17 protein-coding genes are annotated in these 16,470 nt (G+C 59.5%); 8 read left to right on the forward strand and 9 right to left on the reverse strand.

All coding sequences use genetic code 11. The annotated features are described in order from the left end of the window. Nucleotides 1-221: 221 nt before the first annotated feature. Nucleotides 222-2,609 (forward strand): penicillin-binding protein 1A, encoded by a 2,388-nt coding sequence (locus QEP12_RS14905; RefSeq protein ID WP_284214734.1) that lies wholly within the window; start codon nucleotides 222-224, stop codon nucleotides 2,607-2,609. A gap of 67 nt (nucleotides 2,610-2,676) precedes the next feature. On the opposite strand, the gene cyaY is transcribed toward QEP12_RS14905, so the two are convergent. Further along, nucleotides 2,677-3,015: an iron donor protein CyaY gene (cyaY, locus tag QEP12_RS14910; protein WP_219163682.1), complete on the reverse strand. Its 339-nt coding sequence runs from the start codon at nucleotides 3,013-3,015 to the stop codon at nucleotides 2,677-2,679. A 12-nt stretch (nucleotides 3,016-3,027) separates the two neighbouring features. Here cyaY and lptM point away from each other — a divergent pair, with 12 nt between their 5' ends. The 3 genes from lptM to QEP12_RS14925 all read left to right on the forward strand — a co-directional run bounded on the left by lptM (nucleotide 3,028) and on the right by QEP12_RS14925 (nucleotide 4,698). Continuing rightward, a complete protein-coding gene (lptM, locus tag QEP12_RS14915; RefSeq protein WP_219163681.1) occupies nucleotides 3,028-3,213 on the forward strand; it encodes an LPS translocon maturation chaperone LptM in 186 nt (61 codons plus the stop codon). Nucleotides 3,214-3,317: 104 nt separating this feature from the next. Then, a complete protein-coding gene (locus QEP12_RS14920; protein WP_284214735.1) occupies nucleotides 3,318-4,154 on the forward strand; it encodes an oxygen-binding di-iron domain-containing protein in 837 nt (278 codons plus the stop codon). Nucleotides 4,155-4,170: 16 nt separating this feature from the next. Beyond that, a complete protein-coding gene (locus QEP12_RS14925; protein ID WP_284214737.1) occupies nucleotides 4,171-4,698 on the forward strand; it encodes an ImmA/IrrE family metallo-endopeptidase in 528 nt (175 codons plus the stop codon). A 94-nt stretch (nucleotides 4,699-4,792) separates the two neighbouring features. Here the strand turns inward: QEP12_RS14925 and QEP12_RS14930 are convergent, their stop codons facing one another. The 8 genes from QEP12_RS14930 to QEP12_RS14965 all read right to left on the reverse strand — a co-directional run bounded on the left by QEP12_RS14930 (nucleotide 4,793) and on the right by QEP12_RS14965 (nucleotide 12,732). Continuing rightward, nucleotides 4,793-5,923: an acyl-CoA dehydrogenase family protein gene (locus tag QEP12_RS14930; RefSeq protein ID WP_284214739.1), complete on the reverse strand. Its 1,131-nt coding sequence runs from the start codon at nucleotides 5,921-5,923 to the stop codon at nucleotides 4,793-4,795. A 113-nt stretch (nucleotides 5,924-6,036) separates the two neighbouring features. Continuing rightward, entirely contained in the window at nucleotides 6,037-6,702 is a 666-nt protein-coding gene (locus tag QEP12_RS14935; RefSeq protein WP_284214740.1) for an SDR family oxidoreductase, read from the reverse strand. Between the two features lie 66 nt (nucleotides 6,703-6,768). Continuing rightward, complete coding sequence (locus tag QEP12_RS14940) at nucleotides 6,769-7,959, reverse strand: acetyl-CoA C-acyltransferase (protein WP_284214741.1); 1,191 nt, start codon at nucleotides 7,957-7,959, stop codon at nucleotides 6,769-6,771. Between the two features lie 64 nt (nucleotides 7,960-8,023). After that, complete coding sequence (gene aceK, locus QEP12_RS14945; protein WP_284214742.1) at nucleotides 8,024-9,823, reverse strand: bifunctional isocitrate dehydrogenase kinase/phosphatase; 1,800 nt, start codon at nucleotides 9,821-9,823, stop codon at nucleotides 8,024-8,026. Between the two features lie 44 nt (nucleotides 9,824-9,867). Continuing rightward, nucleotides 9,868-10,530 (reverse strand): carbonate dehydratase, encoded by a 663-nt coding sequence (gene can, locus QEP12_RS14950; protein WP_174862402.1) that lies wholly within the window; start codon nucleotides 10,528-10,530, stop codon nucleotides 9,868-9,870. A 48-nt stretch (nucleotides 10,531-10,578) separates the two neighbouring features. Then, the gene (locus tag QEP12_RS14955) at nucleotides 10,579-11,760 is read right to left on the reverse strand and encodes an isovaleryl-CoA dehydrogenase (RefSeq protein ID WP_174862401.1); all 1,182 of its coding nucleotides are present in this window, start codon (nucleotides 11,758-11,760) and stop codon (nucleotides 10,579-10,581) included. Between the two features lie 53 nt (nucleotides 11,761-11,813). Next, entirely contained in the window at nucleotides 11,814-12,257 is a 444-nt protein-coding gene (locus tag QEP12_RS14960) for a PaaI family thioesterase (protein ID WP_284214744.1), read from the reverse strand. Between the two features lie 55 nt (nucleotides 12,258-12,312). After that, nucleotides 12,313-12,732, reverse strand: coding sequence for a MerR family transcriptional regulator (locus QEP12_RS14965; RefSeq protein WP_284214745.1), 420 nt, complete (start codon nucleotides 12,730-12,732; stop codon nucleotides 12,313-12,315). A gap of 106 nt (nucleotides 12,733-12,838) precedes the next feature. Between QEP12_RS14965 and QEP12_RS14970 the strand changes: the two genes are divergently transcribed. From QEP12_RS14970 to cyoE, 4 genes are all read left to right on the forward strand, one after another. After that, on the forward strand, nucleotides 12,839-13,249 hold the full coding sequence (locus QEP12_RS14970; protein ID WP_284214746.1) for a YchJ family protein: 411 nt from the start codon (nucleotides 12,839-12,841) through the stop codon (nucleotides 13,247-13,249). Between the two features lie 43 nt (nucleotides 13,250-13,292). After that, nucleotides 13,293-13,967 carry an HAD family hydrolase gene (locus tag QEP12_RS14975; RefSeq protein WP_284214747.1) on the forward strand — a complete coding sequence of 225 codons (675 nt, stop codon included), beginning with the start codon at nucleotides 13,293-13,295 and terminating at the stop codon, nucleotides 13,965-13,967. Nucleotides 13,968-14,361: 394 nt separating this feature from the next. Beyond that, nucleotides 14,362-15,537, forward strand: coding sequence for a COX15/CtaA family protein (locus QEP12_RS14980; protein WP_284214748.1), 1,176 nt, complete (start codon nucleotides 14,362-14,364; stop codon nucleotides 15,535-15,537). Continuing rightward, nucleotides 15,447-16,436, forward strand: coding sequence for a heme o synthase (gene cyoE / locus QEP12_RS14985; RefSeq protein ID WP_370893569.1), 990 nt, complete (start codon nucleotides 15,447-15,449; stop codon nucleotides 16,434-16,436). The genes QEP12_RS14980 and cyoE overlap by 91 nt, the downstream gene beginning before the upstream one ends. Nucleotides 16,437-16,470: the final 34 nt, after the last annotated feature.

The raw sequence follows: 16,470 nt of genomic DNA on the forward strand, positions 1-16,470 counted from the left end.
TGAATAGAAAATCACAATTCGAATGCATGCTATCAGCAAGGGTATAAATCGACCAAGTGCCCATCATCGCCCTCCGATGCAGCACCGTTGCCAAAAGCACACGCTTTGATCCTTATCAGCCTAGCTTCGCTGCCAAAGGTTGGTTCTGCACGACACATCCCTTGAGATCACCCGCCTAGAGTGTTTTTCTATAATGCTTTTCCTCATTTGAGTGGAGCGACATGCCTACCTCTCCCGAATCCGGCAAACAGCCATCTTCAACACAAAACAACGCCCCAAAACCTCGCACGCACTGGCTGGTGCGTGCATTGATTTGGCTCTTTGGCCTCGCTGTTGCAGGCGCACTGGCACTTGGCATGGTGATTGCTGTTGCACTGGCAATGGCATACCCCAACCTGCCGGATGTTTCTGAGCTCGCAGACTACCGCCCTAAGCTACCGCTGCGGGTCTACTCTGCAGAAGGCGCCTTGATTGGTGAATTTGGCGAAGAGCGACGAACGCTCACACCTATTGACGAAATTCCCAAAGTCATGGTGGATGCAGTCCTTGCGATCGAAGACACCCGCTTTTTTGAACACGGTGGCGTTGACTACAAGGGCATGCTGCGCGCGGCTTTGGCCAACTTGGGCAAAGTGAAAAGCCAAGGTGCATCAACCATCACCATGCAGGTCGCACGGAATGTGTACCTGTCCACGGAAAAGACCTACACCCGCAAGATCTATGAAGTGCTTCTCACGTTCAAACTGGAGCACCTCCTGACCAAGGAGAAAATTCTTGAGATCTATATGAACCAGATCTTTTTGGGTCATCGCGCCTATGGCTTCGCAGCAGCCAGTGAGGTGTATTTTGGCAAGCCACTGAAAGACGTGACCGTAGCAGAAGCAGCCATGCTGGCCGGCCTGCCTAAAGCACCCTCTGCCTACAACCCCATCAGCAACCCTAAGCGCGCCCGCATCCGCCAGCTGTACATCATTGAACGCATGGAGGAAAACGGATTCATTACTGCTGAGCAAGCCCGCATCGCGCGCGAAGAACCTCTGCAACTGCGCAACGCCGGCCGCAGTGGCGGAGTCAATGCAGACTATGTTGCAGAAATGGCGCGCCAGCTGGTCTATGCCCAATATGGCGATGAAGCCTATACCCGCGGCTTGAATGTCTACACGACGCTCAATGCAGGCGAGCAAGAAGTCGCTTATACCGCTTTGCGCAAAGGCATCATGGACTACGAGCGCCGCCAGCGCTATCGCGGCCCCGAGAAATTCATTGCCCTACCCAGTGACAAAGCCGCGCTTGAAGATGTGATTGATGACACCCTGGCACAGCACCCTGACAACGGGGATGTTCTTGCTGCCGTAGTTTTGCAAGTCGCAAACCGCTCTTTAACCGTGCAACGCCCTGATGGCCAAACATTAGTCATTAGCGGGGATGGGGTGAAGCCTGTCGAGTCTGGTCTGAGCGATAAAGCTGCGCCCAACATCAAAATTCGCCCTGGCGCTGTGATCCGCATTATCGAAACGAGCAAAGGCAAGTGGTCTGCCACGCAGCTCCCTGAAGTAGAAGGTGCATTTGTTGCGATAGACCCTCGCACAGGTGCCATCCGCGCCTTGGTGGGCGGCTTCGACTTCCAGAAGAACAAGTTCAACCACGTCACACAGGCGTGGCGCCAGCCCGGCTCCACCTTCAAGCCGTTCATCTTCTCTTCTGCGCTTGAAAAAGGCCTGAGCCCAGCAACGCTCATCAACGACTCGCCCTTAGTCTATGGCGCCAGCGTCACCGGTGGTCAGCCTTGGGAGCCTCGCAATTACGACGGCAAGTTTGAAGGCCCCATGACCGCGCGCACCGCATTAGCCAAGTCACGCAACATTCCTTCGATTCGTGTACTGGACTTCACCACACCGAAGTTCACGCAAGAGTGGATTACCCGGTTCGGGTTTGATGCCAGCCGACACCCCGCCTATCTGACCATGGCACTGGGTGCTGGGTCGGTCACTCCCATGCAGATGGCAACCGCTTTCTCGGTCTTTGCCAATGGCGGCTACCGCATCAACCCCTGGCTGATTGCCAAAATCACCGACCACAAAGGACGCGTGCTTTCCGAATTCACGCCCAAACCTCTGGAGCAGCAAGAGCGAGCGATTGACGCACGCAACGCATTCGTGATGAACAGCATGCTGCAAACCGTCGCTAAATCAGGCACCGCAGCGAGGGCACAAGCCACACTCAAACGACCTGATTTGTACGGAAAAACAGGCACTACCAATGATGCTGTGGATGCCTGGTTTGCGGGCTACCAGCCTACGTTGGCTGCCATCACATGGATTGGCTACGACAACCCACGCAATTTGGGCTCGCGCGAAACCGGTGGTGGCCTGAGCCTGCCTATCTGGATCAGCTTTATGCAACATGCACTCAAAGACGTGCCCGTTGCCAGCTATCCAGTGCCTGAGGGATTGACCAACATGGGAGGTGAATGGTTCTTCGATGAATTCATTGGCTCTGCAAGTGTCACCAGCCTCGGCATGGATACGGGCTACCGCAGCCCCGATGAGCCTACGGAAGCACCACCACCCGAAGAGCGCAATCGCATCCTTGATTTATTCCGCAATTAGAGCTTGTCAACAAAAAAGCCCAGTGTGTTCACACTGGGCTTTTTTTATGGGAACGCTGCGCTTTTAGCTAGGCCAGCGTGGCAGAAAAGGTAAGCGACAGGCCCGATTGCTCACTGGCAAAGCGACTCAGATTGGCAAAAAATTCGCCACTGCCTTTGGTATCTTGCCACTGCGCACCGTCGAACTTATAGTGGAAACCACCCGCTTTGGCTGCCAGCCAAATTTCATGAAGTGGCTTTTGCTGGTTGATCACAATTTGCGTACGGTTAGCAAACACCAAAGTCACCATACCGCCTACACGCTGTGCATCGATGTCTGCATCCACATCGTCATTAAGGCGGTCACAAGACTGTTCAACTGCCATCAACAGTTGTTCCGCTTTATCTAAATATTCAAGGTCGGTCATTACAATTCACTCATGTTGAATGCTTACCAAATTTTAGTCAGGTGCATTGTCCTTGCCGTTTGTACGGCAGCACTAGGAGCTTGCGGGCAGCGTGGAGATCTGTATCTACCGACAGAGCCTGCCGCCCAAGGGCGTGCCTCTTTGCCGGATGCCGTGGTTCCCACTATGCCCGCACGGGGAACCACTTCCCAACCCTAAGCCTTGCCCCGCTACCGCAGCCAGGCCAGCTGCTTGCGCTGCATCAAGCGTTAAAACGACTGGATCTCCTAGAGTAAACACCTTTCACTCTTTGCCCCAGTTCCATGGCCATTGAACTCTACCGCGACAAAACCCACGCTTGCCTGATGTTCACGGACCTGATGGAAGAAGATGGTCAGGCCGTTCAGTGCAACCAGTTTTTGATTGTCGACCACGGTACTGGAGCCATCATCGATCCGGGCGGCAATTTGGCTTTCAATGAGCTGTTCATGGGCATGACGCGGCACTTCCCACCGCAAAAGCTTTCCTATGTGATTGCATCCCATGCTGACCCAGACATCATCGCGTCTTTGGATCGCTGGATGACCAGTACCAAGGCATCGCTGGTCATCTCGCGCGTCTGGGAGCGATTTGCCCCGCACTTCACCAAAGTTGGAAAAACCGAAGACCGTGTAATTGGCGTGCCAGACAGTGGTGCCCGCCTGCCTCTGGGCCAAAGCGAACTCATTTTGCTGCCTGCGCACTTTATGCATTCGGAAGGCAACTTCCACTTCTACGACCCCATCAGCCGTATCTTGTTCACAGGCGACTTGGCGGTATCGATGACATCTGGCGCTGAAGCGCGCAAGCCCGTGGTGAATGTCCAAGCACACATTCCCCGCATGGATGCGTTCCACCGGCGTTACATGGTTTCCAACAAAATTTTGCGTCTCTGGACCAAGATGGCACGGCAGCTGGATGTGCAAATGCTGGTGCCGCAGCATGGTGCCCCCATCATGGGCAAACGTGCGGTTGAAGACTTTTATTGCTGGATTGAGAACTTGGAATGCGGCATTGATGTGTTCAATGAAAGCAACTACCAAATCCCTGGCGCCTATATCGACCCCGTGACACGCCAAATCCGCGCAGCGCCACTCGCAGCGATGACCGAAGCATCCTGAGGAGATAATGCCGCCCATGGCATTGTTGGCAGAAGGCATCCTCAAGCTGCACTGGGATCAATCCATTCCCGTGAACGTAGCGCACATCGCCAGGCAAATGGGGGTGCGCTTACAGCTGCAACCCGATCTGCCTGCCAGTGCTGTGTTGTCGATTGCTACCGACAATCAGGCGCACATCGCCCTGCAGTCCAGCCTGCCCAGCGTGCACCAGCGTTATGTCGTGGCCCACGCGCTGGCACACGTCGCGCTGCACCATTTGCGCCCCGGCATGACCCAGGCCATCCATATCAGCACAGACTTTCGCCTGGACTTTGGCCTGCGCCACATGGCTGAAGCCAATGACTTTGCGCTGCGCTTGCTCTTGCCCGAAGTGGCCTTGCGCTACGCCGTGCAAACCATGCAAGCCCGCAATTGGGAAGAGCTGGCCCATGCCTTCGCGGTGCCCACCCTATTTATCAAGCAGCGCATGGCGGATGTACAGCTGGATCTGCCACGCGCCACCCCGCGCCACTTGCGCGGCTTCACCATCGACCTGGAGCCCTGAGCCACGCTGCCTCATAGCGATTGGCCGTGCCATGTGCGGTGAGCCGTGGGGCCAACAGCACGGCACACAGCCACCTGAGTGGCTGCGCACCGGATCAGGCCAGCGCCCGCTGAATCAGAATTTTCTGCACATCGCTGGTGCCCTCGTAGATCTGGCACACCCGCACATCGCGGTAAATGCGCTCCACGGGGAAGTCGCTCACCACGCCATAGCCGCCCAGTGTCTGGATCGCAGCGCTGCACACACGCTCGGCCATCTCGCTGGCAAACAGCTTGGCCATGGCTGCCTCCTTCAGGCAGGGCTGCCCGGCATCGCGCAGGCTGGCGGCGTGCCAGATCAGCTGGCGGGCCGCTTCAATCTGCGTGGCGCAATCGGCCAGCCTGAAACCCACCGCCTGGTGGTTGAAGATGGGCTGGCCAAAGCTCTCGCGCTCTTTGCTGTACTGCAGCGCGCATTCAAACGCCGCGCGTGCCATGCCCACGCTTTGGGCAGCAATGCCAATGCGCCCCCCTTCCAGCGCGCTCAACGCAATCTTGTAGCCGTCGCCTTCGGCTCCAATGAGGTTCTCGGCCGGAATGCGGCAGTGGTCCAAGTTGATTTGCGCCGTGTCGCTGCTGTGTTGACCCAGCTTGTCTTCCAGACGAGCCACCACATAGCCGGGGTTGGAGGTGGGCACCAGGAAGGCACTCATGCCTTTCTTGCCTGCCGCTTTGTCCGTCACCGCAATCACAATCGCTACGTCACCGTTTTGGCCGCTGGTGATGAACTGCTTGACGCCGTGAATGACGTAGTCCCCACCCTCTTTGGTGGCGGTGGTGCGCAATGCCGAGGCATCGGAGCCCACATGCGGCTCCGTCAGGCAAAACGCGCCCAGCATTTCGCCCCGAGCCAAAGGGGTCAGCCACTGCTGCTTTTGCGCTTCGCTGCCATAGCGCATGAGGATGGCGTTGACCGGGCAATTGGTCACGCTGATCACGGTGCTGGTGCCACCATCACCAGCGGCAATTTCTTCCAGCACCACGGCCAGGGTGACGTAATCCAAGCCTGCCCCCCCGTATTGCTCCGGCACGCACAGACCATAGCAACCCAGCGCGGCCAAGCCTTGGTGCACATCTTTCGGGAAATGATGCTCTTTGTCCCAGCGGGCGGCGTGCGGCGTGATTTCTGCCTGCACAAAGCTGCGCACGGCATCGCGGATCATTTGTTGGTCTTCGCTCAACAGCATCTTGTCTCCTTGTCTTTTTAAAAAGAGAGCTGCTTGCGCGCTGTGTGTTTAGCTTTTAATGCAAAAACACTTTGAAATCTTTATAAATCAAGCGCAAGCAGCTATGGTTTTAATTACCAATCTTCCCAGCGGTGGCCGTCATAGCGCACCAAGGCACCTTTGTCGGCCTCATCCAGTTGCGCCACCGTGGCCAGCATGCCGTGCACGCATTCCTCCACGGTGATGAGCGCGCCTGGGCCGCCCATGTCGGTCTGCACCCAGCCCGGGTCCATCGCCACCACCCATGTGCTTTTCCATGCGTCTTGGGCGCAGGCCACCACCATGTTGAGCGCTGCTTTGCTGGTGCGGTACAGCCAGGCGCCGCTTTCGGCCTGTGACAGGCGCGACATCATGCTGCTGATGCACACCATGGTGCCGCCAGCGGCTTCCACACACGGCATCACTTGTGGCAGCACCTGCATCAACCCCAGCACATTGGTGTGCATAACGCGGTCAAAATCTTGCTGCGTGGGCGGGGTGTGGGCGCTGGCGCCATCCCAGGCACCGGCCACGTACCACGCCTGATCCAGCTCCACCCCATCCAGCTGCCAGGCCAGCCCGCTGACACTGGCAGGCTGCGCCACATCCACCACCAGCACCTCAGCCCCGGCAGCACGCAGGGCCTGCGCATCGTCGGCTTTGCGCACGGTGGCGATCACGCGATCGCCGCGCTCCAAACAGGCTTGCACTACGCCACGCCCAATGCCGCGCGATGCCCCGATGACCAAGACCGTTGCCATGCCGACTCCCTTTGGTACGAAATAGGCTTCTAGCGCTGGATGAATAAGCGCCAGAAGCTCTCTTTTTTACAGCAGCTCAATCGCCATGGCCGTGCCTTCGCCCCCGCCAATGCACAGCGTGGCCAGGCCTTTTTTCTTGCCATGACGCTGCAGGGCATGAATCAGCGTGACCAGAATGCGCGCACCGCTGGCCCCGATGGGGTGGCCCAGCGCGCAGGCGCCGCCGTGCACGTTGACCTTGTCGTGCGGCACCTTCAGCTCGGCCATCAGCGCCATGGGCACCACGGCAAAGGCTTCGTTCACTTCCCACAGGTCGACGTCTTCCACGGTCCATCCTGCCTTCTTCAACGCCTTTTCGGTCGCGCCCACGGGGGCGGTGGTGAACCACTCGGGGGCCTGGGCGTGCGTGCCATGGCCGACGATCTTGGCCAGCGGCTTGCAGCCCAGCGCCTGGGCGGTGGAGGCACGCATCAGCACCATGGCGGCCGCGCCGTCGTTGATGCTGGAGCTTGACGCTGCAGTGATGGTGCCGTCCTTCTTGAACGCAGGCTTCAGGCTGGTGATCTTGTCCAGCTTGGCCTTGGCAGGGCCTTCGTCGACGCTGATGGTGACTTCGCCCTTGCGGGTTTTGACGGTGACAGGCGTGATTTCGGCATCAAACGCACCGCTTTGTGCGGCTGCCTGTGCACGCTGCACGCTGGCAATCGCGTAGGCATCTTGCTGCTCGCGCGTGAACTGGTATTTGGCGGCGCAGTCTTCGCCAAAGGTGCCCATGCTGCGGCCGGCTTCGTACGCATCTTCCAAGCCGTCGAGCATCATGTGGTCGTACACCTTGTCGTGGCCCATGCGGTAGCCCGCACGGCCCTTCTTCAGCAGGTAGGGCGCGTTGGTCATGCTTTCCATGCCGCCGGCAATCATCACATCGCGGCTGCCTGCAATCAGCTGGTCGTGGGCGAGGATGGTGGCTTCCATGCCTGCGCCGCACATCTTGGACAGCGTCACGGCGCCCGTACTCTGGGGCAGGCCGCCCTTGAAGCCGGCCTGGCGCGCTGGGGCCTGGCCCTGGCCTGCCATCAGGCAGTTGCCAAACAGCACTTCTTCGACTTGCTCGGGGGCAATGCCGGCGCGCGCTACCGCGGCCTGGATGGCTGCACCGCCCAAGTCATGGGCGGCCAGATCGGAAAAATCGCCCTGGAAAGCGCCCATGGGCGTGCGCGCGGCGCTGACGATAACAACGGGGTCTTGGTGTTGGGGCATATCAAAGTCTCCTTGTGGTGTAAATCTGTGCCAATCCATCAAACAACGTACCGCGGGTGATGCGCTAATGCACCACGTCGGGCAGCAGCCGCCGGCTGCGCTCATAGGGGAAAACATCGTGCACATGGCCTTGCGCAATGCGCGCCTGGTGTGCCTTCCAGAAATCGGGGGTGAGCAAATCGGCGTGGTAGCGCATGAACACATCGCGCACCGCCGGGTGGGCCAGCAAAAATGGCTCCATCGTCTCGGGAAAGACATCCTTGGGACCCACGCGCCACCAGATTTCGCTGCTCATTTCTTCTTGCTCGTTGCGCGGCGGGGGCACCGCACGGAAGTTGCAGTCGCTCAGGTATTCAATCTCGTCGTAGTCGTAGAACACCACCTTGCCGCCGCGGGTCACGCCGAAGTTTTTCCACAGCATATCGCCCGGAAAGATGTTGGCGGCCACCAAGTCTTTGATGGCATTGCCGTACTCCAGCACCGCACGCTCCAGCGCTGCACGTGGTGCCGCATGCTCCAGGCCCGCATCCATGCACTCTTTGAGGAACATGTTCAGCGGCAGCAAGCGGCGCTCGATATAGAGGTGGTCGATGATGACTTCCAGCTGCCCATCGCCATCGCGGTCACTGATTTCCACGTGCTTGCCCGCCTGGGTTTGCAGCGCCTGCAACAGCTCGGGCGCAAAGCGCTCCAGCGGCAGGGCTACCAGGCTGTATTCCATGGTGTCGGCCATGCGGCCGACGCGGTCGTGCAGCTTGACCAGGCGGTACTTGGCCTGCACCTCCTGGCGCGTGGTTTCCTTGGGCGCGGGAAATTGGTCCTTGATGAGCTTGAACACGTAGGGAAAGCTGGGCAGGTCAAACACCAGCATGACCAGGCCCTGAATACCCGGGGCAATGCGAAACTTGTCCGTGCTGTGCCGCAGGTGGTGCAGCAAATCACGGTAAAACATGGTTTTGCCCTGCTTGGCCAAGCCCAGGGCGCTATAGATTTCGCCGCGCGGCTTGCGTGGCATCAGGTGGTGCAAAAACTCGACATAGGCACTGGGCACGGCCATGTCCACCATGAAATACGCCCGCGCAAAGCTGAACAGGCCGTGCAAGTCTTCCTCGTCGAACAACACCGCGTGCAGCACCAGACCTCGGCCATCGCTGGTGTGCAAGATGGGAATAGCCAGCGCAATCTCGGTGTAGCCGGTGATGATCTTGCCCACCACATAGGCGCCCTTGTTGCGAAAAAACAAGCTGCTGAGCACCTGAATCTGCAAATTGGCGCGCAGCGTCAGGCCTTGCAGCCGCTGGCGAATGCGTGCGGCCAGCAAGGTCACATCGCGCCCCAAATTTTCAAACTTGGCATGCAGCGCAAAGTGCCCCATCACGCTGTGCAGCGTAGGCACTAACGCATCCAGACTGCCTGGGTAAAACGCCCGAAAGGCAGGGGCACCGGGCACATCCAGATACTCGGTACTGACCACGGGCCGCACAAAAATAAAGTCGTTGTGAAAGTGTGTGCGGTGCAGAATTTTGGTGGTGACCGAGTTGAAGAAGGTCTCTGCCAGCTCGGGCTGCAAGTGCCCCACCATCAGGCCGATGTAATGCAGCTTGACCTGCTGCCACACGGCCATGGGCTGGGTGTCCGCCGCAAAGGTCTGGGTCAGGTGCTGCACACACTCCTGCACCCGCTGGTCGTAAAAGGCCATGCGCTCGCGCTGGGCGCGCTGCTGCGCCGCCCAGTCGGCCTGCTCAAAGTAGCCTTTGGCCGCCTGGGTGGCCGCCCGAAACCGCTGATAGTGGCGGTTGACGCCATCCATCATCGCCTGGGCGATGTCATAGGCCTGTGGAGCATCCAGTCGCTGGGGAAACATGGTGAAATTTCTTGCTGCTACAGGCTATGGCATGCGCTGCGACCTCAGCCGCGCTGACGCTCTGCGACTTTTTTCACCGCTTCTTGGTGAATTTCATGCAAGCCACCGACGCCGGGGACTGTCATTTCCAAGTTGGTGATCAAGCCGTTTTTCAGGCTGTAGCACCAGCCATGCAGCGACACCTGCTGGCCACGCGCCCAAGCGTCACGCATCACCGTGCTTTGTGCAACGTTCACCACCTGTTCAATGGCGTTGAGCTCGCACAGCACATCGTGGCGGTGCTGCACCGGCGTGGCCATGATCAGTTCATAGTGCTTGTCACGCACATCGCGCACATGGCGGGTCCAGTTGTCCACCAGACCCAGACGCATGCCTTCCAACGCCGCCAGCACGCCGCCACAGCCATAGTGGCCCACCACCATCAGGTGCTCCACCTTCAGGTGATCCACCGCGTACTGGATGGTGGACAAACAGTTCAGGTCACTGGGCACCACCACGTTGGCCACATTGCGGTGCACAAACACTTCACCGGGCTCCAAGCCCGTGATCTGGTTGGCAGGCACGCGGCTGTCAGAGCAACCAATCCACATGTACCGGGGTTTTTGCTGTGCCATCAATCCCGTGAAAAACCCGGGTCGTTCGCACTCCATCTGGGCTGCCCATTCTTTGTTGTGGACAAACAGTTCATCGATGGAAGTGGTAGTCATGTGGCATTCCTTTCTCGTTGAAAAACAGCGCTGGACTGCCAGCCCGTCTTAGCAAGTTTCCGCAAACAACTCACGGCCAATCAGCATGCGACGGATCTCACTGGTGCCAGCGCCAATCTCGTAGAGTTTCGCATCTCGCCACAAACGGCCCAATGGATATTCGTTGATATACCCATTGCCACCATAGATTTGGATGCCCTCACCGGCCATCCAGGTGGCCTTTTCCGCACACCACAAAATCACGCTGGCGCAGTCTTTGCGCACCTGACGCACGTGGTCGGTGCCCAGCATGTCGAGATTTTTGGCCACGGTATAGGCAAACGAGCGGCCCGCCTGCAGCACGGTGTACATATCGGCCACCTTGCCTTGGATGAGCTGGAACTCCCCAATGCTTTGGCCAAACTGCTTGCGGTCGTGGATATAGGGCACCACGTTGTCCATCACGCTTTGCATGATGCCCAGCGGCCCGCCCGTGAGCACGGCGCGCTCGTAGTCCAGCCCGCTCATCAGCACCTTGGCACCGTTGTTCAAGCCACCCAAAATGTTTTCCGCAGGCACTTCGACGTTGTGGAACACCAGCTCGCCCGTGTGGCTGCCGCGCATGCCCAGCTTGTCGAGCTTTTGCGCAATGCTGAAGCCCGGCATGCCCTTTTCGATCAGGAAGGCTGTCACGCCGCGTGCGCCCATTTCAGGCTCACTCTTGGCGTACACAACCAAGGTGTCGGCATCGGGGCCGTTGGTGATCCACATCTTGCTGCCGTTGAGCAGGTAGTAGCCGCCTTTGTCCTCGGCCTTGAGCTTCATGCTGATCACGTCCGAGCCCGCGCCCGGCTCGCTCATGGCCAGCGCGCCCACGTGCTCGCCAGAAATCAGTTTGGGCAGGTATTTTTGCTTTTGCGCTTCGGTGCCGTTGCGGTTGATCTGGTTCACACACAGGTTGGAGTGCGCGCCGTAGCTCAGGCCCACCGAGGCGCTGGCGCGCGAGATTTCCTCCATGGCCACCATGTGCGCCAGATAGCCCATGTTGGCGCCGCCATACTGCTCCGGCACGGTGATACCCAGCACGCCCAGTTCACCAAATTTTTTCCAGACATCCATGGGGAATTGGTCGCTGCGGTCAATCTCCCCCGCGCGCGGCGCAATCTCGGTTTGTGCAAATTCCCGCACGGCATCGCGCAGCGCGTCAATGTCTTCACCCAGCTGAAAGTTCAGGCCCGGCAGATTGTTCATGGTCTTGTCTCCTTGTGTGCTAGTGGGTGGGCGGCGGCTGTCTGTGCAGCGCTTTATTTGCCCGCGATACCTTCGCGCCCGTGCACCGCCATCAGCGTGCACTGCATGGTGGCGCAGAGTTTTTCTTGGCCGTTGTCGATGGCGTAGGCGCGCCCTTCTGTCACCACGATGGTGCGACCGGGTTTGAGCACCCGGCCTTCGCAGCGAAAGCGCTGGCCCTGCGTCGGCGCCAGCAGGTTGATCTTGAATTCGATGGTCAACACCCCGGCGCCCTCGGGCATCAGACTGAATCCGGCGTAGCCGCAGGCCGAGTCCAGCGCCGCTGACAGCATGCCTGCGTGGATAAAGCCATGCTGCTGCGTCAGCCCCGGCGCCCAGTCAAAGCCAATGTCCACCGCACCTGCCGCCAAATGCGTGATCTGGGCGCCCAGCGTCTGCATGGCACCCTGCAAAGCAAAGCTCTCTTGCACGCGCTGCAAAGCGTCAAAACCGGCCATGTTGTCTCCTGAGCGTTATGGAATTTTGGCATTACGCCTTTTACGTTAACGTCAATTATGCAGCTTTTGGCTTGGTAAGTTTGCGCAGCAGTGCTTTGGCTTCTTTTTCTTGCGCACGCACCTCTTCCAGCGTTGCTTGCAGGTCTTCCATGCGCTCTTCCATTTGCTGGCGGTGTTTGCCCAGCACTTGCAAAAATCGCTCCAGCTGCACGCTGGTGTCGCGCGGGCTGTCATACATGTCGATGATTTCTTTGGCTTCCACCAGCGACAGCCCCAGCCGCTTGCCCCGCAAAACCAGGCGCAAGCGCGTGCGATCACGCGGGCTGTACACGCGGGTGCGCCCGCCTGCGCCTTGGCGCGTGGGCTGCAGCAGGCCCATGTCTTCATAAAAGCGGATGGCGCGGGTCGTCAGGTCAAACTCTTGCGCCAAATCGCTGATGGAATAGGTCTGGGGGGCGGGTGTCGTCTTGCTCATGGCCGCGATTATTGACGTAAACGTCAACCTCGCCCAGCCCCTGCCGCCGCAGGAGGTCATTTTTTGGCACAGAATCGGGCTCGCCCTGCTTTTCATACACTCCCCCATGCTTTTGCTGCCCAGCGCCGCTTGCCCTTGCGGGCGCACCCACCCCAAAGGCCACGTCTTGGCCTACGCAGATTGCTGCGCACGCTTTGTGGAGCACTTTGACACCACGCTTGCCCCCGATGCCGAGCACCTGATGCGCTCGCGCTACAGCGCTTTTGTGCTGGAGCATGCGCCCTATCTGCTGGCCACATGGCATGCCAGCCAGCGCCCTGCAGCGCTGGACTTTGAAGCCGGAGCCAAGTGGCTGGGCCTGCAAGTCAAAAACTTTCAGGTTACGGGGGCCGACACCGCCGAAGTGGAGTTTGTGGCGCGTTTTCGCATTGCTGGCCGCGCGGTGCGCCTGCATGAGCGCAGCCGCTTTGTGCGCGAAGACGGCCGCTGGTTCTATGTAGACGGCGATCAGTTTTAAGAATTTTCAATCTCTAGCGCTTGCCCAGCTTGCGCTGATAGCTATGCAATTTGAAGCCATATTGTTCGACTGCGACGGCGTGCTGGTGGACAGCGAACTCATTACCAACCGCGTGCTGCACGGCATGCTCAACGAATCGGGCTGGGTACTGTCGGAAGACGACTGCATGCGCATCTTCATCGGTAAAACCGTGCGCAGCGAAACCGCACGCATCGAAACCGAAACCGGCCAACCTTTGACCGATGCCTGGATGGCCGAGTTTTACGAACGCCGCAATGCCCGCCTGCGCGCGGAGCTGGTGGCCATTGAGGGCGCGCTGGATGCTGTCCAAACCGTGCACCACCAATTGAATGGAAAGATTGCCGTGGCCAGCGGCGCGGACAAGCCCAAAGTCATCATGCAGCTCGAAAAAGTGGGCATGCTGCCTTTCTTCGGCGCGCATGTGTTCAGCGGCCACGATCTACCCCGCACCAAGCCCTGGCCCGATGTGTACCTGGCTGCTGCAGCGTCGCTGGACATCGCGCCGCAGCGCTGTCTGGTGATTGAAGACTCCGTGCCCGGCCTGACCGCAGGCGTGCGCGCGGGCGCCACCGTCTGGGGCTACTGCCCCCCGATCAACGCCCATTCCACCCCCGAGCAGTTGCTGCAAGCCGGTGCCACCCACGTTTTTGACGACATGGCCGACCTACCACGCTTGCTGGCACAAGCCAACCAATAGCCTTTTTCTAGAAACAGGAGCTGGCAGCGCATTGATTGCAAGCATTTCAGATACTTTTGATATGCAAGTGCTTGTTTTACTTGCGCTAGCTGCTCCTGTTTTCTAGCTAAGACCGCACCCGCAGATGGCGGCTTTGCAGCCCATGCCTGCAGAGCACAGAGTGCAAATATAAAATCTGCGCCAGATCAAGGTTTTGCCCAATAGCCACTCCCAAGGTGCCGTGCAAATCTGTGGCCTGTACCGGCTGAACGATCACCCCAGCCACCCTTGCGCCAGACAAGGAGGCTCGCCCGCTTTGCGGGCCATTCGGAGACTTCTGCTCTGACACCCCTTGTGCATACGGGGTTGCCAGATCTTCGTCGGACATGTTTCAGCCATTGCTTGAGGAGTGCTGATGGGCGAACAGCCTCTTTACGATTTAGCGCCACTGCTGGAGTTGATGGCCTTGGGCGCCCTCATCGCCCTGGCCCCCCTGCTGTGGGTGTGGCGGCGCAACCGCGGTGCAGGCAGCGCACGCCGCTTGCAGGCGCTGGGCCTGCTCACCCTGTTTCTGACGTTTGACCTGGTCATGTTTGGTGCCTTCACCCGCCTGACCGACTCCGGCCTGGGCTGCCCCGACTGGCCCGGCTGCTACGGCAACGCCAGCCCCTTGGGCGCCAGCCACGAAATCGCGATGGCCGAAGCCGCCATGCCTACCGGCCCTGTCACGCTGAGCAAAGCCTGGGTGGAGATGATTCACCGCTACCTGGCCACCATGGTGGGGGTACTCATCATCGCGCTGACCGTGCTGGCCTGGCGCGAGCACCGCCAAGCCCCGCTGCGCGGCGCGCGCCACCCTGCATGGGCCACGTTCACGCTGTTCTGGGTTTTGGTGCAAGGCGCGTTTGGCGCACTCACCGTCACCATGAAACTGTTTCCGGCGATTGTGACCCTGCACCTCTTGGGCGGCCTGTTCCTGCTGGTGCTGCTGTGCGTGCAGGCCGTAGGCCACCAGCAGGCGGTGCTGCAGCAGCCACCCGCCCCCATCTCCAGACCGCTGCGTAATGCGCTGTGGGCCGTATTTTCCTTGCTGTTTATCCAGGTCGCACTGGGCGGCTGGGTCAGCACCAACTACGCCGTGCTGGCCTGCAGCACTTTCCCCGACTGCAATGGCAGCTGGTGGCCTGAGATGAACTTTGCCCAAGCTGCAGACATCTGGCGCCCGCTGGGCCTGCTCTCTGATGGCACCACCATCAGCTTTGCGGCGCTGACTGCCATCCATTACATCCACCGCCTGGCCGCCTATGCGGTGATTGCCGCGGTGCTGCTGCTGGTCTATGCGCTGCGCAAACAGCCCGCACTGACCAGCCAGCGCAAGTGGCTGCTGGGCCTGATTGCACTGCAATTTGCCACCGGCCTGTCTAACGTGGTGTTGGACTGGCCTTTGCTGGCCGCGGTATTGCACACCGGCGGTGCAGCCGCCCTGGTCACCGTGATGACCTGGGCCTTGGCTGCCACACGTACCCGCAGCGCCCTAGCGCTGCAAGAAGATCACAATGCGCCCCACGGCGCGCGGAGCATTGCTGCATGAACGCACAAACTTTGACCGATACCCAAGGCTCGCGCTGGAGCCAGTTCTACGCCCTGACCAAACCCCGCGTGGTACAGCTGATTGTGTTTTGCGCCTTGATTGGCATGGTGCTGGCCGTGCCCGGCGTGCCCACCCTGGCGCAATTGGGCGATATGGCCGTGGCCTGCCTGGGCATCTGGTTCGTCTCGGCCGCCGCGGCAGCGTTTAACTGCCTGGTAGAGCGCCACATTGACGCCAAGATGAAGCGCACCAGCTGGCGCCCCACGGCCAAGGGCGAGCTGTCGCCCCAGCAGGCGCTGGCGTTCTCCGCCATTTTGTGCATCACCGGCGCCGCCATTTTGCTGGCCTTTACCAACCCGCTGACCATGTGGCTGACGCTGGCCACCTTCATTGGCTATGCCGTGATCTACACCGTGGTACTCAAGCCAGCCACACCGCAAAACATTGTGATTGGCGGCGCATCGGGCGCCATGCCGCCCGTGCTGGGCTGGGCGGCCATGACCGGCAATGTCGGCCCCGAAGCACTGATTCTGTTCTTGATCATTTTCCTGTGGACGCCACCCCACTTCTGGGCCCTGGCGCTGTACCGCGTGGAAGATTACAAAAAATCGGGCCTGCCCATGCTGCCCGTGACCCACGGTCCCAAGTACACGCAGTTGCAAATCCTGCTGTACACCCTGGTGCTGTTTGCGGGCTGCCTGCTGCCCGTGATCTTTGGCATGAGCGGCTGGTTCTATCTGGCCGTGGCATCGGCCCTGTGCCTGGGCTTTAGCTGGTATGCCCTGCGCCTGTGGCTGAACTACTCGGACGCCCTGGCCCGCACCACCTTCCGCTTCTCGCTGATTCACCTGAGCGGCGTATTCGCAGCCCTGCTGATTGACCACTACATCGCTTTTTAAAGCGATTCGGCGCCAGCGGGGCGCCCGCAGTTTT

The sequence above is a fragment of the Comamonas jiangduensis genome (genome assembly GCF_030162955.1).
Classification (GTDB): domain Bacteria; phylum Pseudomonadota; class Gammaproteobacteria; order Burkholderiales; family Burkholderiaceae_C; genus Comamonas; species Comamonas jiangduensis.